Raw genomic sequence first — 19,906 nt, 5'->3', positions numbered from 1 at the left:
CCAACACCCGAACCTGCGGGGCTATGAGCGGACATGCTGAAGCGAGTGAGGTCGGTTTCGAACTGGCCATTCAGTGTCAAGCTGGGAATCGGTCCGGCCATCGCGGCGTTGATGGTCGCGCTGATGCTGCTGTCCGGTTCGCGCACGCTCTCGGTCCAGGCCGACAGCCAAACGCGGATCGTCGGGCTCGCGGTCGATGGTGTCGGGTTGCTGAACGCGGCGCTCCAGGAGCTTCTGGACGTCAACGCGGCGCTCTACCGCGTCGCCGCCATGCAGTCGCTCGATCCGGGATCCATCGACGACGTGCAGAGCGTGGTTTCGGAACTCGGCAAGCGGGTCGATGGCGTTGGCGAGCGGCTGCACGCCTTCGCGGCGGACTACGCCGTCGAGGAGCAGCGTGACGATCTGGCGCGGGTGATCGAACTGGTGGCCGGGTACAAGGTCGTCGTCGATTCCGCGTCGCAGATGCTGGCCGTCAACGTCAACGCCGCGGCAACCTTCCTGTTGCCCTTGGATGACAACGGGCAGGCGGTCGTCGCCGGCATCCGCCGCATCGTGGACTCCGGTCAGAAGGAAGCCCGCAACATGGGCGAACGGGCCGGCGCCGGCGCGTCGGAGGCGCGGCGCGATTTCATCCTGATCGCGCTCGGAGGGTTCGGCGTGCTGGTCGCGGTCGCGATCCTGATCGCGGTCAAGACGATCCGCTCGATCCGTGCCATCGCCGAGGTCACGCGCCGCCTCGCCGACGGCAGCAACGACGTCGACATCGCCGGTCTGGCCCGCCGTGACGAGCTGGGGATCATCGTGACATCGCTCGGCGCCTTTGCGGCCAACCAGTCCCGTCTTGAAATCCTCCAGGCCGAGCAGGACGCGATGAAGGCGGAGGCCGAAAGTCGCCGCAGGGCCGCCATCGCGCAGATGGCCGGGATGTTCGAGGCCAAGATCGGCGGCGTGGTCGAGGCGGTCGCCCGGTCCGCCACCGCGATGCAGGAGAACGCGAGCGGCATGGCCGGCACGGTCGAACGCACCCGCCACCAGTCGGAAGTCGCCACCGGCGCCGCCCGGCAGGCCTCCACCAACGTGCAGACCGTCGCGGCGGCCAGCGAGGAGCTGTCCACATCGATCCAGCAGATCAGTGTCCAGGTCGACCGTTCGCGCCAGATCGCCACCGACGCTGTTGGTGCGTCGGGCAAGGCGGTGGACTCGATGCGGCAGCTGACCCAGGGCGCCCAGAAGATCGGCGAGGTTGTCCGGCTGATCTCCGGGATCGCGGAGCAGACCAATCTGCTGGCGCTGAACGCGACCATCGAGGCGGCGCGGGCGGGGGAAGCCGGCAAGGGGTTCTCCGTCGTCGCCGGCGAGGTGAAGGTGCTGGCCTCGCAGACCAGCAAGGCGACCGACGACATCGACGCGCGCATCAACGAGATGCAGGGGCTGACCGACAGGACCGGGCAGGCGATCCAGGAGATTTCACAGGCGATTTCCCGCTTGACCGAGATTTCGCTGGTCATCGCCGCCGCCATCGAGCAGCAGGCCGGCACCACCCACGAGATCGCGCGCAGCATCCGTGCGGCCGCGCTCGGGACCGAGGAGGTGTCGCACAGCATCGGCGACGTCAACCAGGCTTCGATCGCCAGCGGTGTCGCGGCATCGCACATTCTGGAAGCGTCCTCGAAGCTTCATTCCCAGGCCGACCGCCTGCGGGGGGACCTGCACGATTTCATCAGCGAGGTTCAGGTGGCCTGAACCAACCAGTCGGGAAAAGCGCTTCGACCGGCCCGGTTGACGTCCGGCACCAAGCGGTGTTCGGGGGGCAGTGCTTGGGGGCGGTGTTGGAAGGAGCGCTTTTGGCGGCCGGCCTGCTTGGGGGAGCAGGCCGGCCGCCATTTTCTGCGTCAATGGCAGATGAGCAGCGGAAGGCCGGGGTTGGTGAGCAGCTTGCCGGTGGTGCTGCCGACCATGGCCTCGCGCAGCCGCGAGCGGCCGAAGGCGCCCATGACGACCAGATCGGCGCCGATCCCGCCGGCCCGTGCCAGGATGGAGCCGGCGACGCCATGCACGTCGTCCAGCGTCATCAGCTTCACGCTCGCCGAAACCCCCTGGATGGCGAGGTAGTCGAGGAGCGGCGCGCCCGCCGGCGGGGCCGACCGGTCGGGCGTGCCGGCGACGACGATCATCACCTCCACCGTCTCGGCCTTCTTCAGGATCGGCAGAGCGCTGCGGATGGCGCGGACCGATTCCGGGCTGGCGTTCCACGCGATGAGAACCCTCCGCCCCAGCGTCGGCGCCGTCGGACGCTGGGGCACCATCAGCACCGGCAGGCCCGACCCCAGCACCAGCTGGCCGCACAGGCGGCGGCTTCCCGGCTGGTCGGCGTCCGATGGGCCAACGACGATCAGGTCGCTGTAGCGCGCTTGCGCGATGATCTCCTCCGCGACGGCGCCGCTCGATTCCAGCCAGCGGCGGTTCGGGTGCGCGGCGGCGTGGCGCTCGAACAGCGACCTGGCCCGTTCCGCGATCTCGTCGGTCGCCTTCTTCAGCGTGTCGGTCAGGGAGCGTCCGGCGAAGGTCTGGGCGACGTAGGACAGGTCCATGGACGGCCGCACGCAGAGGCCGGTCAGGACCGCCTCGTGCGCGCCGGCCAGGGCGGCGGCGGCTTCGATCCGGGTCGACGCGCCTTCGGCGTCATCGGCATGGACCAGGATGCTCTTCAGGGGCATGAGGCGTCTCTCTTGCTTGGGGCTGGGGCGCTCTGTCGAGGGGTGGTTGCGGCGGCCCGACCGGCGCGGCGTCCGGAGAACACGCAATCGGCCAAGGACAGGCCGCTGACGTAGCGTGAGGATGGCAGCCCGACGGCGGCCCGGCCGGCGGCGTACAGCCCGGCGATGCCGCGCCCGCCGGTGTCGCGGACCTGCCCGGTCTCCTCGTCCACCTCCAGCCCGCCCAGCGTCAGGACCGCCATCGGCAGCATCGGCGCGGCGATGGACACATCAAGCGCGTAAAGCGTGCCGGTCAGCGCGTGGCGCATCTCCGGCGCCTTGCCGACCGGATCCTCCCGCTCGCCGCGCGCTGCCGCGTTGGCGGCGGCGATGCTGTCGCGCAGGGCGGACGGATCGGCGCCGATCCGCGCGGCCAGGGCCTCCGGACCGGGCGCCTTGACCGCGCCGAGAAGCATCATCATCAGCGCCGGCAGCGACTGGAACGCCCAGAGCCGCCCGAACAGGCACTGGCGCAGCGCCTTGCGCCGAAGAGCGGAGTCGAGGATCAGCCACGCCTTGCCTCCCTGCTCCTCGACCACCGCGTGGCCCAGGGTGGCGCCATAGACCTGCTCGTTGCAGAAGCGCTCGCCCCGGCCGTTGACGACCAGCCCCTTCGGCCAGTCGGCCGGTGGGGTGATGAAGCGCCAGCAGGAGATGTTGTCCAGCGCGCCGGCCGCCGCGCCGACGCTCCGGCCCAAGCGCAGGCCGCTTCCGTCGCAGCCGGCACCGCCGATCGGCAGCCCGCCGGTCGTGTGGGGGGAGTGCTGGCGCCACAGTTCGGGATTGAAGATGAACCCCCCGGTTGACAGGATCACCGCCTTGTCGGCGCGCACGAGCATCGGTTGCCCGGCGTCCCTTTCGATGCGCGCGGCCGCGCGGCGGCAGGCGTCGGCCTTGGCGGGGCGGTAGAGCCGCCAGCGCGCCGACTGGCGGTCGAGTTCGGCATGGCGTCGGGCGGCCGGAGTGTCGGGCGGCAAACGCGCGACCTCCACGCCGATGACGCGCCCGGGGCGTCCATCGGCGTCCGTCTCGCACACCAAACGCCGCACCGTCGCCTGTGTCAGCGGCGTGGCGCCAGCCTTCAGCGTCGAGTCGCGCAACGCGGCGTAGAACGTCTCGCCGGATTGGCCGCGCGCGACCGCCCGGTGGCCGCGTGGCGCCGGTGCGCCATGGGCGCCACGATAAGCGGGCACCACCTCGTTGCCCGAATAATAGAGATAGCAGCCGTCGGGCGGGTAGGAGGTCTTGTGGTCAGGCATTGTCGAGCCGAAGCGCACACCCTGCCGCTCCAGCCAATCGAGGGTCGCGACGCTGCCGTCGCAGAAGCGGCGCAGGGTCGCGTCGCTGACGACGCCGTTCACCTCCCGGCGCAGATAGTCGAACATCGCGTCGGGTGAATCGTCGTAACCGGCCTCGCGCTGATGGCGGGTGCCGCCTCCGGCGTAGACGACGCCGCCGGACATCGCGCTGGCGCCGCCGCCGGTGAAGCGATCGATGACCAGAACGCTGGCTCCCGCGGCGCGCGCCTCGATGGCGGCGCAGGCTCCGGCGGCACCCCAGCCGACGACGGCCACGTCGGTCTCGGCCTGCCAATCGACGGCCTGTCCCGGCTTCACCAGCAGTGGCGGCAGGACCGGCGTCACGGTGTCCTGGGTCGTGTTCACGGCGTGCTCCCCAGCAGGTCGGTGTTTGTCAGGGGGATCGGCTCGTCCAGCATGTCGGCGACCGCGCGGAAGGCGAAGGTCATTGCCGGCCCCAGCGTCGAACCGGCTCCCGGATAGGACGGCCCCATCACCGAGGCGCTGTTGTTGCCCACGCAGTAAAGGCCGGGGATGACCCGCCCGTCCTGGTCGAGCACGCGGGCTTCCCGGTCGGTCAGCAGGCCGCCCTTGGTGCCGATGTCGCCCGGCCAAAGCCTCATCGCGTAGAAGGGGGCCTTGTCGATGGGGCCGAGGTTCGGATTGGGCCCGACGGTGACGTCGCCGTAGTAGCGGTCGAAGACGTTGCCGCCCCGGTCGAAATCCTCGTCCTTGCCGGTGCGGGCGAAACCGCCCATGCGCTCCGCGCTGCGGCGCAGGCCCTGGGCGTCGACGCCGATCCGTGCGGCCAGCGCCTCCAGCGTGTCGCCCTTCCAAACCGCGTTGCCCCACCACGCGCCGGGCACCTTCCCGTCGGGCATGACGCTTTTCGGCAGCAGCGGACCCATCGGGTAGCGCGCGCGGAAACGGCTGTCGAAGACGATCCAGGCGGGAACACCGCCGCCGGTGACGGCATGGTCGGCCAGCATCGCCTGCTGGAACTCGGGATAGGGGCAGGATTCGTTGACGAAGCGGTCGCCGCGGCTGTTGACCACCATGCAGCCGGGCATCGAACGTTCCACGAAGACGCCACGGAACTTCTCCTCGCCCGGCACCTCGATGGTCGGCACACCCCAGCTCAGCGCCATCATGTGCAGCGCGCCACCGACGTCGGCCCCGGCGCGGATGGCGTCGCCGGTGTTGCAGCCGACCGGCGTGGCTGTCCAGCGCTGGTCGGTCGGCTTGGACAGATGCCGCTCGCGCATCGGCTGGTTGCGCTCGAAGCCGCCGGCGGCCAGCAGCACGCCCCGCTTGGCCATCACGCGGGCGTCGCGGCCGTCGCGGCGCGTCACCACCCCCGCGACCCGGCCATTCTCCACGACGAGGGAGTGCAGGGCGCAGTGTGTCCGGATCGGGATCCCCTGCCGTCGCGCCGCAGCAAGCAAGCCGGCGACCAGCGCCTGACCGCCGGTCATGCGGCGATCCAGCCGGCTCTTCAGCCGCCAGGGATAGTCGGTGGCGTAGCGCAGCAGGGCCTTGAGCACCGTCGTGACCGATCCCGGTCCCTGCGACAGAATGGTGTGGGCGTCGAAGCTGTTGAGATTCACCCGCCCGAACAGGAGTTGACCCGGGTTGGACGGACGCAGCAGCGCCAGCCCGTCGAGGCCGAGGCGCGCCGCGTTGAAATCGACCGGATCCATGGTCCGCCCACCGGGGCGGGAGCCGGGCAGCGGCGGGTAGTAATCGGCGTAGAGCGGCATGCAGCGATAGGGCACGCCGATGACGCCGAGATAACGCGCCATCACGCTGGCGGTCTCGACATAGGCCAGAACCCGGTCGTCGCTGGCCATGCCGCGCGCGCAGGTTTTCACGTAGTGGAAGGCGTCCTTGACGCTGTCGCTCACCCCGGCCCTGGCTTGATCGTCGTTGCACGGAATCCAGATGCCGCCGCCCGAAACGGCGGAGGTGCCGCCCACCTTGTCGGATTTCTCGATCACCAGCGGCTTGAGGCCCCGCTCGGCCGCCCGGATCGCGCCCAACAGGGCGCCGGCACCCGAACCCACCACGATCACGTCGAATTGCGTGCCGTTCTCATCATTCACAGGAGTGTCCCCTCGTTCGATACGGAAGCACGCCTTCAAAAGGCCGTGCGGCTCAGCCCCGGTCGCCGGCCAAGTTATCGGCCAGATCGTGGGCCAGGTCGTTGGCGCCGGTCATGTGCCGCGCGGCAACGAAGCCGAAGGTCATCGCCGGTCCCAGGGTGGAACCGGCGCCCGGATAGCTGCCGCCCATCACCGAGGCGGCGTTGTTTCCGACGGCGTAGAGGCCGCCGATCGGCGATCCGTCGAACCCCAGCACCTGGGCGTTGGCGTTGGTCGCCAGCCCGCCGCAGGTGCCGATGTCCCCGGGATGCAGGGGGATGGCGTAGAACGGTCCCTGGTCGATGGGGGCGAGCGACGGGTTGGGCTGGACCCGCGCATCGCCATACATGCGGTCATAGGCCGCGGCGCCTCTCTGGAAGGCCGGATCCACCCCTTCGCGCGCGCCCGCGTTGAAGGATGAGACCGTCTCCGCCAGAGCGTCGGGCGGCACGTCCATGGCGCGCGCCAGCTCGTCGAGGCTGGACGCCTTCTTGAGGATCGAGCGGATGGGCACGGACAGCGCCCAGTCCGGCACCAGCGGCAGGATCGGGCCGACCGGATATTTCCGGCGGTAGGCGGCGTCGAACACCAGCCAGGACGGGATGCTGCGGGCGTCGGGTCTGTCGGCGTCGATCATCCGGCGTCCGACGATGTGGTAGGACGCCGCTTCGTTCATGTAACGGCGCCCGGCCTGATTCACGACGATGCAGCCGGGCAGGGCGCGTTCGATGGTGCAAAGCCGGCCGCGATTCTCGCCGGGAATGGAGAAGACCGGCGCCCACCACGCCATGTCGAGGTTCATGGTCGCCGCGCCGACGGCGGTGGCGGCGACGATCGAGTCGCCGGTGTTGTTCTCCTGCGAGCCGCTGACGGTCGGGGTCGCGATGGCGGGCAGGTGGCGGGCGCGCATGTCGGGGTTGCGCTCGAAACCGCCGGCGGCCAGCACGACGCCCCGGCGGGCCCTGATGCGCAGCGTCCGGTCGCCCTGCCGGACCACCGCGCCCAGCACGCGCCCGTCCTTCTCGACCAGTTCGACCAGCCGCGTGCCCAGCCAGAGCGGAACGCCGAGCCGTTTTGCCGTCAGCCGAAGCCCGCCGATCAGTGCGGTGCCGAGCGTCAGGAAACGGTCCTTGCGCGAACGCAGCCGTTGCGGGAGGTCGCCGTAATAACGCGCGACCATGCGCAGGAAGGTGCGCTTCCAGCCCCTGGGTCGGAACAGCAGGGCGAAGGTCTCGGTGAACTGCCAGTTGATCATGCCGAACAGGCTGGCGGCCGGCGAGGTCGGGCGCAGGGCCAGCATGTCGGCGCCGAGCAGGCGGCCGTCCATCGACAGCGGCAGATGCGTGCGGTGGCCGAGTTTCCCGCCGGGAACCTCGGCGTGGTAATCGGTGTAGGGCAGGCTGTGATAGCGCACGGGGGTGTTGTCGGTCACCCAGCGCAGCATTTCAGGGGCCCAGCGGACGAAGGCGCGGATGTTCTCGTCGGGCACGCTCGCGTCGCTCAGATGGCGGATGTAGCGGAAGGCCTCTTCCGGGCTGTCCTGGTGCTGGTTGGCCGGCGCGAGCGGGCTGTTGGGAATCCAGATGCCGCCGCCCGAGGTGGCCGAGGTTCCGCCATACTCGTCGCTCTTCTCGATGATGAGCACATCGGCCTGCCGGCTGGCGGCCACCAGCGCCGTCAGCATGCCGCCGGCACCGGAGCCCACCACCAGCACATCGACGTCCCGTTCCCATTCCTGATCGCCGTTCATCGTCGTTTCCGTCCCTGGATTTTTTTCTGTTGGCGCGCCCCCGCCGTTCCCGTGCCAGGGTCGGCAGGATAATGATCCGCTCCGTCCAAAAATACGCATATGACGGAAAATTTCCCAATAGAATCGTATTTCGCGGAAAACAATAGCCGTGCTAGTGTCATGGATAAAGGTGCGCCTGCGCATCGGAGAATTCAAAGAGGGAGGCCGTCATGGCGGGTTCTGCGGAGTATGGTCTGGGGGCGTTCACCTTTCCGCGCGGGTGGTTCATGGTCGCCGATTCGGCGGAGGTGACGTCGGTGCCGCTGGCTGTCCGGTATTTCGGGCAGGATCTGGTGCTGTATCGCGGTGAGAGCGGGCGGGCCTACATGGTCGACGCCTACTGCCCCCACATGGGCGCCCATCTGGCGAAGAACACCACCTCCTACGTCATTCACGACAAGCGGCAGGTCGAAGGCGAGTCGATCCGTTGCCCCTATCACGCCTGGCGTTTTGGCGCCGACGGCGCCTGCAACGACATTCCCTATTCGAAAGCCAAGCCCCCGGCGGCGGCCAAGCTGCGCAGCTGGCCCCTCCAGGAGCGTTACGGCTGCCTCTACACGTGGCACGACCCGGAAGGCGGCGAGCCGGATTTCGATCTGCCGGCAATTCCCGAATGGGACAACCCGTCCTATGTGCGGTGGGAAATCGACCGGCTCGGCATGCTGCCGTGCCACCCCCAGGAGATCGTCGACAACATCACCGATGTCGCCCATCTCGGGCCGACGCATGGCGGCCCGGCCGAGTATTTCAACAACGTGATCAGCGGGGTGGAGGTCCGGCAGTATCAGGGCGCCTACCATCGCGCCCTGGCGCCCGGCGTCATGCTGGAAACCGACACCTTCTACATCGGGCCGGGCATCCTGCTGTCCTATTTCAATGGTGGGCACGCGGTGATGTACATCGCGCACACTCCGGTGGATGACGGGTCGCTGAAGGCATGGCATGGCCTGCTGGTCAATTCCGGCAAGCCGGTGGCCACCGACGGGGATGTCGAGCCGGCGCGTCGGCAGCAGGCCGGCAGTCTCGCGGCGCTGGCGCAGGATTTCGAGATCTGGGCCAACAAGCGTGCCTGCATCACTCCGCTCGCCGTTCCGGGGGACGGCGCCTTTTCCAAGGCGCGGGTCTGGTACAAGCAGTTCTACAACCCGCGGGCCGAGGCGGAGAAGTACCAGTCGCTGGCCAACGGCACCTATGGCGTCCGCGACATGCCGGCGCAGCGGCAGCTCGTGGACTGACCGGGCGCCGGACGCATCGACCGTCGGAGCGGAGCTGCCGGATCGGCGGCGTGCGTCCCTCGATTGCGCGGGGCGCACGCCGCTTCACGGCATCATTCTGTCGAACAACAAGAGGCTAGAGATGTTGTCCAAGATCACGCTGAAGAACAGTTCGCTGGCGGTCAGCCGGCTGTGCCTGGGCACCAACATGTTCGGCACCGCGGTCGACCAGGGGCGTGCGAACGCGCTGCTCGATCAATTCGCCGCACTCGGCGGCAATTTCATCGACACCGCGCGGTCCTATGGCGACTGGATCCCGGACGTCCCGAAGGGGGCCAGCGAGCGCGCCGTCGGCGCCTGGTTGAAGAGCCGGCGGCGCGACGATTTCGTCATCGCCACCAAGGGCGGCTTCTTCGACCTGAAGGCGATGGATTACCAGAAGCGCGTCACGCCGGCCCACATCGGGCGCGATCTCCAGGAAAGCCTGGAGCATCTCCAGGTCGACCGGATCGACCTCTACTGGCTGCACGCCGACGACGAGGCGCAGCCGGTCGAGCCGATCATCGATGCCTTGATCGGTCATCAAAAGGCCGGGCGGGTCGGTTGGTTCGGTGCGTCCAACTGGTCGCCGGCCCGCATCGCCGAGGCGCAGGCCTACGCCCGCAGCGTCGGCCATGAGGGCTTCATCGCCTGCCAGCCATTCTGGGGTCTGGCTGTCCCGAACCGTGAGGTCGCGGCGGTTTCCGGTTATGGCCCTTATTACGAGGACGGCTTCCAGCCGCTCCATGAGGGTGGCCTGACGATGATTCCCTATTCGGCGCAGAGCCGGGGCTATTTCACCAAGCTGGATGCGGTGGGCGAAGATGGGCTGCCGGACGATCTGAAGGCGATCTACGTCAACGAGATCAATCGCGGCCGCTTCGCCGCGTTGAAGCGGATCGCTGAGGAGCGTGGCGCCAGCTTGAACGACGTGGCGCTCGCCGCCTTGACGTCGCAGCCGTTGGTGACGATCCCGATCATTGGCGCCAGCAAGCCGCAGCAGATCGTCGAGAGCGTCGATGCGACCCGCCTGATCCTGACGGCGGACGAGGTGCGGCGCCTGCAAACGGGGTGTTGAAGTCCGTCGGCGAACGAAAGACGAAGCGCCCCGCGCTGTGCTGGAAGGCGTATGTCCGGCCTGACGATGCCGCGGCGCGTGCGCATTCCGACCGAGGCGGCCCGCCGCCCGCCGCCCGCCAACACCGGCGGCGGCGGGTTTTCATGTTTCAGCGCCTTGGAACCGGAAACGGCTTCCAAGAAGGCCCGTCCGGAAGTGCGGCCTCCGGCCTTGATCGGCCTCGCGGCTGTTCCGTGAGAAAATATGGTCCGGCTTGACAGCATCAATGTTTGTTAGTATTTACTAACTTATCTTGAACATGCCCGCCCGCCCCGCACGACGATGGGGGCGGCGGACGGCGAACAGCCGCACAACCACGCTGGCGAGCGGGCGCGCGGACCGTCAGTCCGCTCCGGCGGCCGCAACGCCACCACATCGAGGACGACTTCGAGCATGGCAGCACACACCACGCTTCCGGCTTTGCCGATCACGGATCATGAGGCTCTGCGCGGCGCCCTTGCCGTCGCCGATATGCCGACGTTGCTGATGGTGCTGGTGCACCACACGCGGGACGAGGCTCTGCTGGAGCGCTTCGCCCCCTATGTCGGTTCGCCCTACAACCCCGGCATCGCACCGCTTCCGGCGGCGATGCGCGCGGAGCTGGAGGAGAGGCTGCTTGCGCTGTTGACGCGCTCGCCCCCGCCGGAGGAACAGCCGCTGCCGCCGGCGCTGATGCGCCGGATGATGGAGATCAACGTCGGCGAGCCGGTGACCGATGAGTTCGTGCCGCTGTTGCTCGAACAGATGGGCTTCCAGCCGCCGGAGCCGCTGAAGAACAAGCCGGACCGTTCCGCTCCGCCGGCCGGCTTCAAGGTGCTGGTGATCGGTGCCGGCCTGACCGGCCTGCTCGCCGGCATCAAGCTGGGTGAGGCCGGCTACGATTACCAGATCATCGAGAAGAACGGCGACATCGGTGGGACGTGGCTGGAAAACGTCTATCCCGGCGTCGCCGTCGACACCCCCAGCCATTTCTACTCCTATTCCTTCGAATTGAATCCGGATTGGACGCACTACATCCCCTTGGGGCATGAGGTGCAGGCCTATCTGCGGCGGGTCGCCGACAAATACGACCTGCGCCGCAACATTCGGTTCAACACGCGCGTCGTCGACTGCGTCTTCGACGACGCCTCCGGCCGTTGGACGGTCGGGCTGGATGGTCCGGAGGGCCGCCGGAGCGTCGTGGCCAACGCCGTCATCAACTGCCACGGCCCGTTGAATCGCTGGTCGATGCCGAAAATTCCGGGGCTGGCGGACTTCAAGGGCGTTGCTGTCCACACCGCCGGCTGGAATCCCTCGCTCGATCTGAAGGGCAAGCGGGTGGCGCTCATCGGCACCGGCGCCAGCGCCGCCCAGGTCGGCCCCGCCATCGCCGGCGACGTCGCGCAGCTCACCGTGTTCCAGCGCTCGCGTCACTGGTGCCTGCCCTACCAGCGGACGCCGGTGCCCGAGGGGGTGCGCTGGGCGCTGCGCCACATTCCGCACTATCCGGAATGGTTCCGTTTCCGCACCTACTGGTTCACCTCCGACGGTCTGTACGCCGACAGCCAGATCGACCCGAACTGGCCGCAAGACGTCTCGGTGTCGGCCCGCAACGAAGCGGTGCGCCAGTATTGTCTGGGCAATCTCCAGACCAAGCTGGGCGATCGCCCCGACCTGATCGAGAAGCTGAAGCCCGACTACCCGGTGTTCGGCAAGCGGATCGTCATGGATGTCGAGTGGCTGAACACGCTGCGGCGTGACAACGTCACGTTGGAGAACACGCCGATCGAACAGGTTGCCGCCGAATCCATCGTGCTGAAGGATGGCGGGATCGTGCCGGTGGACGTCATCATCTGCGCCACCGGTTTCGAGATCGCCAAGATGGTCGGCAAGATGACGGTCATCGGCCGCGGCGGGCGCAATCTCGGCGAGGAATGGGGGGACGACGATCCGCGCGGCTATCTGGGGGTCACGGTTCCAGGCTATCCCAACTATTTCCTGACCGTCGGCCCCAGCAGCGGGCCGGCCCACGCCGCCGGCGTCAACCTGATTGTCGAGGCGCAGATCCACTACATCATCGAATGCCTGGACCTGCTGCGTGCCCGCAACGCCACGACCATCGAGCCGACCCAGCAAGCCGCCGACGCGTTCAACGCCGAGACCGAGCGCGTGATGAAGGGGATGGTGTGGTCGCATCCCAAGGCTGACAGCTATCACAAGAACAGCAAGGGTCGCGTCATCCTGGCCAGCCCCTACCGGCTGGTGGATTACTGGACGATGACCCGTTCACCCAAGCTGGAGGATTACCGGATCGAGTGATGCCATCCGATTGTGATGGATGGTTGCTCGCCGCCATCCCTATGAAGGCGGGAATCCGGACATTTCCATAGGAAGCATCGGGCAACCCAGTGCCGCCAGCTCTATGGGGAATGGTCAGAGAAATCGGACCGTCGGTCCCGGACACGGCGTCCGACTCATGGCGTGTCGGGGCGAGATGGAGCGGGGAGCGTGCAACCTCGCTCCGTCCAGCCGGATTTTTGACGTTCTCGACAAAGAAAATAGCAATTTGCGTTATGAATTTCCGAACTGATAACGCGTTGATCGTCTATTGATGTGTCATATTGACTGAATGCGTAAAAAGATCTTAGATCCGTCCTGGTGCTGGCCGGTTCTCCGATCCGCTGGGCCCGGCGTCCAGTGCCGTGTTGTCGGCAATCAGAAGGTTGACCGTGGGGGAGGGTGGTTTGGCGAAAGTGAAGGTGGCGATCATCGGTTCGGGCAACATCGGCACCGATCTGATGATCAAGATCATGCGCAACTCCAGGCATTTGGAGATGGGCGTGATGGTCGGCATCGATCCCGGCTCCGACGGTCTGGCGCGGGCCGGGCGCATGGGCGTGACGACCTGCGCGGGGGGCATGGACGGTTTGGTCGCGATGCCGGAATGGCGCGACGTCCAAGTGGTTTTCGACGCCACTTCGGCCTACGCCCACAAGAAGCATTCCGAGGTGGCGATCGCGGCGGGCAAACAGGTGATCGATCTCACCCCAGCCGCCATCGGCCCCTATGTCGTCCCGCCCGTCAATCTCGACGCGCATCTGGACCAGCCCAACGTCAACATGGTGACCTGCGGCGGGCAGGCGACCATTCCGATGGTCTACGCGGTCAAGCGCGTGTCCAAGGCGCTGCCCTACGCCGAGATCGTCGCGTCGGTCTCGTCCAGGTCGGCTGGTCCCGGCACCCGCGCCAACATCGACGAATTCACCGAAACCACATCGCGCGCCATCGAGTCGGTGGGCGGCGCCGCCCGCGGCAAGGCGGTCATCGTCCTGAATCCGGCTGAACCGCCGCTGATCATGCGCGACACCATCTTCACCTTCTCCCAGGGCGCCGAGCCCGAGGCGGTCGAAGCCTCCGTCCAGGCGATGGTGCAGGATGTGCAGAGCTACGTCCCCGGCTACCGCCTGAAGCAGAAGGTCCAGTTCGAGCGCATCGGCGACAACGACCCTCTGGTGATCCCCGGCTACGGCACCTTCGCCGGGCTGAAGTCCTCGATCTTCCTGGAGGTCGAGGGGGCCGCCCACTACCTGCCGGCCTATGCGGGCAATCTCGACATCATGACCTCGGCCGCGATGGCCACCGCCGACCGCTGGGTCGAGCGGACGTTGAAAGCCTGAGGGAGGAGGTCGGCATGAGCAAGCTCTACATTCAGGACGTCACGCTGCGCGACGGCATGCACGCGCTGCGTCATCAGTACGGCCTCGACACCGTTGCGGGGATCGCCAAGGCTCTGGACGAGGCCAAGGTCGACGCCATCGAGATCTGCCACGGCGACGGTCTGGCCGGCGGCACCTTCAATTATGGGTTCGGCAGCCACACCGACCATGAGTGGATCTCGGCCGTCGCCGACGTGCTGACCCACGCCAAGGTCACCGTGCTGCTGATCCCCGGCATCGGCACCAAGGAGGATCTCAAGGAGGCCTACGCGGCCGGCGCCCGCAGCGTCCGTGTCGCCACCCACTGCACCGAGGCGGATGTGTCCCGCCAGCACATCGCCTATGCGCGCGAGCTGGGGTTCGACACCGTCGGCTTCCTGATGATGGCGCACATGCTGCCGGTGGGCGCCTTGGTCGAGCAGGCCAAGCTGATGGAAAGCTACGGCGCCGAGTGCGTCTATGTGGTGGACTCCGCTGGCGCGCTGCTGATGGACGGCGTTGCCGAACGGGTGAAGGCGTTCCGCCAGGAGCTGAAACCGGAAACCACGGTCGGCATACACACCCACCACAACCTCACCCTCGGCGTCGCCAACTCCGTGATCGGCGTCCAGCATGGGGCGGTGCGCATCGACAGTTCGCTGGCCGGCATGGGAGCCGGTGCCGGCAACGCGCCGCTGGAGGCGCTGATCGCCGTCCTCGACCGCATGGGTTACGACCATGGCTGCGACCTGTTCAGGCTGATGGACGCGGCCGACGGTCTGGTGCGCCCGTTGCAGGACAGGCCGGTTCGGGTTGACCGCGAGAGCCTGTCGCTCGGCTATGCCGGCGTCTATTCCAGCTTCCTGCGCCACGCGGAAAAGGCGGCCAGGACCTATGGGATCGACGCCCGGGAAATCCTGATCGAGCTCGGCCGCCGCAAGATGGTCGGTGGCCAGGAGGACATGATCGTCGATGTCGCCCTCGATCTCGTGAAGACACGCGAAACCTCGGCGGCCTGAGCGGTCAAAGGGCTCGCTGGAGAAACAACGCCGCCCACGGTCCTCCCTCGTGCTGTGCGGTGCTTGAGCCGGTCACCCGCAAGGGAGACCGGCTCCTTTTTCCAAGATTTTGTGCGCTTGCCCCGCCAACGGCATCATGGCGCTTCCTTCCGTTCCGCGCTGGCTTTGGACGACCGCGGCCGCTTTTTCCTTTCCGGCGGCGTGGAAGGAGGAGGGGGCCGGGGCGCGGGAATGGATGTGGGATAATGGGTCGCGATGGCGGCTTCGGTCAGCCCGATGCCACGGCCGCAGAAGAAAACGATTTGGCGCAACAGTTCCTCCTCGGTGCCGGCGTACTGGACCGTCGGCTTGTCCCGCAGGCGCGCGACGCAGAGGTTGGAACCCAGATGTTCGAGCAGCGCGACGACATTGATCGGATCGACGGTCTCGCCCACCAGATCGCCGGCCGACCGGGCGCCGTCCAGCGCGGCCTTCAAGGGGGCCAGGCTGAGTCTCAGCGAGCGCCGATAGGTCAGCCGCGCGTAAGTGCCGTCTCCGGCCAGGCTGGCATACAGGACGCGGATGCTCTCCGGGTTTGGTTTGGCAAGGCCGCTCAACGAATTTTTGAAATACCCGTGCATCATCGCGACCAGACCGGCGGTGTCGGGGCTGAGGCCGCCCAGCGCCTTGAACGTCTCGTCCTGGTCCTTGATGAGTTTGCGCAAAACCGCGCAATACAGGATATCCTTCGAGGCGAAATGCCGGAAAATCAGCGCTTCGGAAACCTTGGCCTCGGCGGCGATCCGCTGGGTCTTCGCTCCGCTGTGACCGAACTCCGCGAAGATCTTGGTTGCGGCTTCCAGAATTGATGCGCGGCGGTCGGCGCTGAGCAGGCGTTTGCGGGTCATGGAGTCGGTCTAATCCATATCTGCGTAGCAATGAATGGAAAGCGTGGCGCTACATTGGCGAAGACAACGCCACGTCGCAAGAGGCAGGCCGGCGATGGAATGGCTCCGTCGCCGGCCGTCCCGTTTCCACAGGCGAGGTTACCCGTCCAAACCGAGAAGGGAGCGGGCCATGGGGGCCAGCCGGGGAGCGGCGCGTTCCGTCAGGAAGGCGATGCGGCCGTCGATCATGTCCCGCGTCATGTCCGGCTGCGTGTCGATCCAGAACGCGCCGGTGGCCAGCTTGTCGAAGATGACCTCCGCGGCCGCGGCCAGATCCATGCCGTAATTGGCCATCAGCTCGCGCATCACGGCGCGGTGGCGGTCGGCGCCGGTCGGCTCACCGGTCCCGGCGCTCGCCTCGAAGATGCGGGTCTTGACCATTCCGGGCACGATCGTGGAGACCTGCACCGGCTTTCCGGTCATCTGCATCTCCAGATACAGGCATTCCGTGAAGGATTGGATCGCGTGCTTGGTCATGATGTAGGCGGTCTGCGTCGGCATGATGCCGAAGGAACCGGTCGAAGCCAGGTTTGCGATGCAGGCCGGCTTGCCGCTCGCCAGCATGCGCGGCGCGAAGGCGCGAACACCGTGAACCACGCCGTGGATGTTGATGTTCAGCGTCTGCTCCCACCTTGCGGCCGGGATTTCCCAGCTCATGCCGATGGTTTCGATGCCGGCGTTGTTCACGAGCAGCCGGACGTCGCCCCAGCTCGCGTGAACCTGCTCGGCCAGCCGCTCCAGTTCCTCCGGCCTGGAGACGTCGACCCGAACGGCCATCGCCTCGCGCCCCTTGCCGCGGAGTTCGGCCGCCAGCGTCTCGGCCCCTTCGGCCGAGATGTCGGCGATCACGACCTTCATGCCCAGTTCACTGGCGCGGCGGGTCAGGCCCTCGCCGATTCCGGCCGCCGCGCCGGTGATGACGGCGACGCCGCCGGCGAAAGCCTCGCTGCTGTTACCCATTCTTGTCTCCTGGTGGGGCGCGGGCGCCCGCTTGTGCGATGGACCGCCCGGCGCGTCAGCGGCGGGGGGTCGCGAAATGCATCTTCAGCCAAGCGCTCGCGTCGTCGATGGCGTCCTGCGCCGCATCGACCATGCCGAGCCAGGACACGAAGCCGTGGAGCATGCCGACGTAACGCCGCGTCATCACCGGCACGCCCGCCGCGACGAGAGCCTGTCCATAGGCTTCGGCGTCGTCGCGGGACGGGTCGATCTCGGCGACACAGACGAAGGCCGGGGCGAGGCCGGCGTGGCTGGCGGCGCGCAGCGGCGCGGCCAGGGGATGGAGCCGTTCGGTCTCGGGTTTGGAGAGATACTGCCCCCAGAAATAGAAGGCGTCGTCGGCCCCGAGGATCGGGGCGTCGCGAAACTCCCGGACCGACGGCGTGTCCAGCGAGGGGTAGTCGCAAGGGCCGTAGATCAGAACCTGCGCGCGGAGCGCCGGCCCCCCCTCGTCCCTGGCGCGCAGCGCCACGCCGGCGGCCAGCACGGCCCCGGCGCTGTCCCCGGCGACGGCGATCTGGCCGGGGATGCCGTTGAGGTCCCCGCTGTGAGCGTCGGCCCACAGCGTCGCCGCCCAGCAATCGTCCGGCGCGGCGGGAAAGGGATGCTCCGGAGCCAGCCGGTAGCCGACCGACAGGACGACGCTCCCGGCACCGTGGCACAGGCCGCGGCAGATCATGTCCTGCGTGTCGAGATCGCCGACGACCCAGCCTCCGCCGTGGAAATAGACGACGACCGGCCAGGGCCCTTCGCCGACCGGGGTGTAGAGGCGGATGGGAAGGGCGCCGCCGGGGCCGTCGATGAAGCGGTCCTCGATTTTGCCGATCGGCATCGTCACGGGGGGGAAGGCGGTCGATGCCTGGCGCACCAGATCCCGCAAGGCGGCGACGGGAATGCTTCCGGCTTTCGGGAACTGGGCCGCGCCGGCGGCGAAGGCTTGCAGCTGTGGATGGATCTTCATCGCTCTCTCATGGCGTTGATGCGCCGCAACGACCGGCGCGGGCGTTCAGAGGATCGTCGCCGTGAACATGTTGTCGGGATAGCCGGGGAAGACGTAGTCCAGCTCGATCACCATCTTCTCGCCGAGCGGTCCCGCCGAGAGAATGTCGGTTTCGATGAAGGCCTGGACGGCGTTGCGGCCGTAGATGAAGCGTGGGGTGCTTGAGAACAGCGGCGAGGAATCCAGCCGCTCGTCGATGTCCGCCGCGCCACGCGGCGCCCTGTTGCACAGAAACTTCAGACGGTTCTTGAAGGGCGTGTCGCTGTCGGCCAGTTCCTGAAGCGTCAGCATCTTCTCTTCGATCCATTCCAGGGAATCGACGAGAAGGCCGACATGGAACCCGTGTTCGGGGTCGTTCGCCTGCGCGGTCCGAAAGGGGCCGAGAGCCGGGTGTTCGTGCGCGGTGCCGACGCCGAGGGCTTCGTGGATGGCGGCGAACAGGGCACGGTCGGCCGCTGGAAGCGGCGCCAGGTAGATGATGCCATCCCCCCTATTGCCCGCTTTGCCGTCGACCAGAAATTGATAAAAACGCTCCCCGCCCGGCAATGGAATGTCCTGGACGAGGTGAAAGCCAAGCGTCTGAAGGAGTTGCGCGGCAAGTGGACCCTCGCTCGCGTTTCGATAGTTCAGCGCGACATGCCCTATGGTGCGCGTCACCCGCTGGCGCGCGGTTTCACTCAGGATTTCCATGGCGTTTCTTCCGGTTCTTGGTTGCGCCGCGTGGGGAAAATGCTCCGCATATCCAGCAATCAGTTGTCTGGATTACACTTGATTCGCCCCGGCGGCAAGGTGTAAGCAAGTCCTTACTTATAAAAATCGATGGGCGCTGACATGCCGGATGATGCTGCGTTTGGGGGGCGTTCCCGGTCCGGGAGGTGGAGGATCCGGCGCATTCCTCTCGAACGGGTTCCCTGGCGACTCCGCCGAGGCGCGGGAGCGGATGGTCGGGGAAACGTCAGCCGGCCGTCGTCAGCCTCGCGGGAGCGCCTGGAAGGCCGACATGATAGTGACCGGCCGACCAGCCCCCATCGACGGCGAGTTCCGCTCCGGCGATGTAGGAGGCGTCGTCGGAGCACAGGAACAGGGTGGCCGCCGCGATCTCGCTGGGCTCGCCGATCCGTTGCAGGGGAACGCTCTCGTAGCCCCGGTTCCTCGCCTCGCCTCGCAGGCCCATCGGATTGCCCATGTCCGTGTCGACGCCGCCCGGATGGACCGAATTCACGCGGATCCCATGGTGGCCGTACTCGAGCGCGGCCGCCTTGGTGAGGCCGCGAAGCGCCCATTTGCTGGCGACATAGGCGGCGACGCCACTGCTTCCGCGCAGCCCGTCGATCGAGGAGATGTTGACGATGACGCCCTTGCCGGCCGCTTTCATGACGTGGCCGACCCGCTTGATGCCGAGGAACGCGCCCTTCACGTTGACGCCGATGACACGGTCGAAGTCGGCCTCGTCCAGGTTTTCGATGTCGGAAAACAGGACGACGCCGGCGTTGTTGACGAGCGCGTCGATGCGGCCCCAACGACGCATCGCCGTTTCGATCACGCTCTGCCATTCGGCGTCGCGGGTCACGTCGAGCTTGCAGAAGACCGACTCGCCGCCGATTTCGGCCGCCAAGGCAGCGCCCTCCGCCTCGGCCATATCGGCGATCACGACAAAAGCCCCCTCGCGGGCGAGCAGGCGCGAGGTGGCGGCGCCCATGCCTTTCGCGCCGCCGGTGATGACCACGACGCGATCCTTCAAGCGATTTGCGGCCAAACGATTCATGGCGATCCCTCCTTGCGATTGTTGTTCCGCGCCATATGGGTTGGCGTCGGAAATTTTCAGGAAATGCGTATTCAATAATACATTTTGCTACGCATAGATGGAAAGAAATTTCGTCGGTGGCCTTGTGGTGGCGCGTGGTGCCGTTCGGGCTGACGGGCCGCAATGG

Annotated in this window: 16 protein-coding genes; 7 read left to right on the top strand and 9 right to left on the bottom strand. The window is 67.2% G+C overall.

Annotated features, from left to right (window positions below):
* Positions 1 to 45 precede the first annotated feature (45 nt).
* Positions 46 to 1,746, top strand: coding sequence for a methyl-accepting chemotaxis protein (locus tag JN22_RS35160; protein ID WP_223677593.1), 1,701 nt, complete (start codon positions 46 to 48; stop codon positions 1,744 to 1,746).
* 149 nt (positions 1,747 to 1,895) lie between these two features.
* Here the strand turns inward: JN22_RS35160 and JN22_RS06025 are convergent, their stop codons facing one another.
* From JN22_RS06025 to JN22_RS06010, 4 genes are read right to left on the bottom strand one after another with little or no spacing between them, the layout of a single operon-like run.
* Positions 1,896 to 2,720, bottom strand: a complete 825-nt coding sequence (locus JN22_RS06025; protein ID WP_085553044.1) for a universal stress protein — start codon at positions 2,718 to 2,720, stop codon at positions 1,896 to 1,898.
* Entirely contained in the window at positions 2,711 to 4,423 is a 1,713-nt protein-coding gene (locus JN22_RS06020) for an FAD-binding protein (RefSeq protein ID WP_085553043.1), read from the bottom strand. The genes JN22_RS06025 and JN22_RS06020 overlap by 10 nt, the downstream gene beginning before the upstream one ends.
* Positions 4,420 to 6,159 carry an FAD-binding protein gene (locus JN22_RS06015; protein WP_085553042.1) on the bottom strand — a complete coding sequence of 580 codons (1,740 nt, stop codon included), beginning with the start codon at positions 6,157 to 6,159 and terminating at the stop codon, positions 4,420 to 4,422. The genes JN22_RS06020 and JN22_RS06015 overlap by 4 nt, the downstream gene beginning before the upstream one ends.
* Positions 6,160 to 6,211: 52 nt before the next feature.
* Positions 6,212 to 7,948 carry an FAD-dependent oxidoreductase gene (locus JN22_RS06010; RefSeq protein WP_085553041.1) on the bottom strand — a complete coding sequence of 579 codons (1,737 nt, stop codon included), beginning with the start codon at positions 7,946 to 7,948 and terminating at the stop codon, positions 6,212 to 6,214.
* Positions 7,949 to 8,157: 209 nt separating this feature from the next.
* On the opposite strand from JN22_RS06010, the gene JN22_RS06005 reads away from it, so the two are divergent.
* The 6 genes from JN22_RS06005 to dmpG all read left to right on the top strand — a co-directional run bounded on the left by JN22_RS06005 (position 8,158) and on the right by dmpG (position 15,050).
* Entirely contained in the window at positions 8,158 to 9,222 is a 1,065-nt protein-coding gene (locus tag JN22_RS06005; RefSeq protein ID WP_085553040.1) for a Rieske 2Fe-2S domain-containing protein, read from the top strand.
* A gap of 121 nt (positions 9,223 to 9,343) precedes the next feature.
* The gene (locus JN22_RS06000; RefSeq protein ID WP_085553039.1) at positions 9,344 to 10,318 is read left to right on the top strand and encodes an aldo/keto reductase; all 975 of its coding nucleotides are present in this window, start codon (positions 9,344 to 9,346) and stop codon (positions 10,316 to 10,318) included.
* A 51-nt stretch (positions 10,319 to 10,369) separates the two neighbouring features.
* Positions 10,370 to 10,555 carry a hypothetical protein gene (locus JN22_RS05995; RefSeq protein ID WP_085553038.1) on the top strand — a complete coding sequence of 62 codons (186 nt, stop codon included), beginning with the start codon at positions 10,370 to 10,372 and terminating at the stop codon, positions 10,553 to 10,555.
* A gap of 195 nt (positions 10,556 to 10,750) precedes the next feature.
* Positions 10,751 to 12,655, top strand: coding sequence for a flavin-containing monooxygenase (locus tag JN22_RS05990; RefSeq protein WP_085553037.1), 1,905 nt, complete (start codon positions 10,751 to 10,753; stop codon positions 12,653 to 12,655).
* A 434-nt stretch (positions 12,656 to 13,089) separates the two neighbouring features.
* Positions 13,090 to 14,013, top strand: a complete 924-nt coding sequence (locus JN22_RS05985; protein ID WP_449658092.1) for an acetaldehyde dehydrogenase (acetylating) — start codon at positions 13,090 to 13,092, stop codon at positions 14,011 to 14,013.
* Positions 14,014 to 14,027: 14 nt separating this feature from the next.
* On the top strand, positions 14,028 to 15,050 hold the full coding sequence (dmpG, locus tag JN22_RS05980; protein WP_085553036.1) for a 4-hydroxy-2-oxovalerate aldolase: 1,023 nt from the start codon (positions 14,028 to 14,030) through the stop codon (positions 15,048 to 15,050).
* Between the two features lie 134 nt (positions 15,051 to 15,184).
* On the opposite strand, the gene JN22_RS05975 is transcribed toward dmpG, so the two are convergent.
* From JN22_RS05975 to JN22_RS05955, 5 genes are all read right to left on the bottom strand, one after another.
* Positions 15,185 to 15,937, bottom strand: a complete 753-nt coding sequence (locus tag JN22_RS05975) for a TetR/AcrR family transcriptional regulator (protein ID WP_085553035.1) — start codon at positions 15,935 to 15,937, stop codon at positions 15,185 to 15,187.
* 138 nt (positions 15,938 to 16,075) lie between these two features.
* Entirely contained in the window at positions 16,076 to 16,936 is an 861-nt protein-coding gene (locus tag JN22_RS05970; protein WP_085553034.1) for an SDR family NAD(P)-dependent oxidoreductase, read from the bottom strand.
* A 55-nt stretch (positions 16,937 to 16,991) separates the two neighbouring features.
* Entirely contained in the window at positions 16,992 to 17,936 is a 945-nt protein-coding gene (locus JN22_RS05965) for an alpha/beta hydrolase (RefSeq protein WP_085553033.1), read from the bottom strand.
* Positions 17,937 to 17,981: 45 nt separating this feature from the next.
* Complete coding sequence (locus JN22_RS05960) at positions 17,982 to 18,665, bottom strand: hypothetical protein (RefSeq protein WP_085553032.1); 684 nt, start codon at positions 18,663 to 18,665, stop codon at positions 17,982 to 17,984.
* Positions 18,666 to 18,930: 265 nt separating this feature from the next.
* Entirely contained in the window at positions 18,931 to 19,815 is an 885-nt protein-coding gene (locus JN22_RS05955) for an SDR family NAD(P)-dependent oxidoreductase (RefSeq protein ID WP_211099577.1), read from the bottom strand.
* Positions 19,816 to 19,906: the final 91 nt, after the last annotated feature.

Origin of the sequence: Azospirillum agricola, assembly GCF_020005195.1 — a bacterium.
Lineage (GTDB): Bacteria > Pseudomonadota > Alphaproteobacteria > Azospirillales > Azospirillaceae > Azospirillum > Azospirillum agricola.
The sequence above is the reverse complement of the archived record's forward strand: the minus strand, read 5'-3'. Positions and strand labels throughout refer to the sequence as shown.

Coding starts and splice junctions, on each gene's coding strand:
- JN22_RS06025 (WP_085553044.1), bottom strand. CDS start 2,720: ATGCCCCTGAAGAGCATCCTGGTCCATGCCGATGACGCCGAAGGCGCG.
- JN22_RS06010 (WP_085553041.1), bottom strand. CDS start 7,948: ATGAACGGCGATCAGGAATGGGAACGGGACGTCGATGTGCTGGTGGTG.
- JN22_RS06005 (WP_085553040.1), top strand. CDS start 8,158: ATGGCGGGTTCTGCGGAGTATGGTCTGGGGGCGTTCACCTTTCCGCGC.
- JN22_RS06000 (WP_085553039.1), top strand. CDS start 9,344: ATGTTGTCCAAGATCACGCTGAAGAACAGTTCGCTGGCGGTCAGCCGG.
- JN22_RS05995 (WP_085553038.1), top strand. CDS start 10,370: ATGTCCGGCCTGACGATGCCGCGGCGCGTGCGCATTCCGACCGAGGCG.
- JN22_RS05990 (WP_085553037.1), top strand. CDS start 10,751: ATGGCAGCACACACCACGCTTCCGGCTTTGCCGATCACGGATCATGAG.
- dmpG (WP_085553036.1), top strand. CDS start 14,028: ATGAGCAAGCTCTACATTCAGGACGTCACGCTGCGCGACGGCATGCAC.
- JN22_RS05975 (WP_085553035.1), bottom strand. CDS start 15,937: ATGACCCGCAAACGCCTGCTCAGCGCCGACCGCCGCGCATCAATTCTG.
- JN22_RS05970 (WP_085553034.1), bottom strand. CDS start 16,936: ATGGGTAACAGCAGCGAGGCTTTCGCCGGCGGCGTCGCCGTCATCACC.
- JN22_RS05965 (WP_085553033.1), bottom strand. CDS start 17,936: ATGAAGATCCATCCACAGCTGCAAGCCTTCGCCGCCGGCGCGGCCCAG.
- JN22_RS05960 (WP_085553032.1), bottom strand. CDS start 18,665: ATGGAAATCCTGAGTGAAACCGCGCGCCAGCGGGTGACGCGCACCATA.